General features: G+C 59.7%; 1 protein-coding gene. It reads right to left on the bottom strand.

Annotated features, from left to right (window positions below):
• Positions 1–472, bottom strand: a 472-nt coding sequence (locus QWL29_RS26600) for an IS3 family transposase (RefSeq protein WP_305825855.1), incomplete at both ends; no start/stop codon positions are given.

Raw genomic sequence — 472 nt, forward strand, 5'->3', positions numbered from 1 at the left:
AGCCGCCTGCGGCTGTTCGCTGAAGGATTCGGCGAACAACGCTGGCGGAACAAATCCTATGCGGGAGTGACGCCGCTGTCGGTTATAGAAAATTTCGATGTATTCTTGGATCGAGGCCTTGGCCTCTGCACGAGTGGCATAGCGGCGATGATGGACGAGTTCATTCTTGAGCGTGCCCCAGAAGCTCTCCATGGGCGCGTTGTCATAGCAGTTTCCACGGCGCGACATCGACGCCCGCATTCCGAATTGCGCAACCAGCGCCTGGTAGGAATGAGCGCAATACTGGCTGCCGCGATCCGAGTGATGAATGAGGCCCGGCGCTGGCCGCTTGTGGCTCACAGCACGCCAGAGAGCCTGCGTCGTCAGCTCCTGCGTCATGCGCGCGTCCATCGCGTAGCCGACGATCTCGCAGGTAAAAACGTCCTTCACGCCGGCCAGATACAACCATCCCTCGGCAGTCGGGATATAGGTG

The sequence above is a fragment of the Massilia brevitalea genome (assembly GCF_030711405.1).
Taxonomy (GTDB): Bacteria; Pseudomonadota; Gammaproteobacteria; order Burkholderiales; family Burkholderiaceae_D; genus Telluria; species Telluria brevitalea.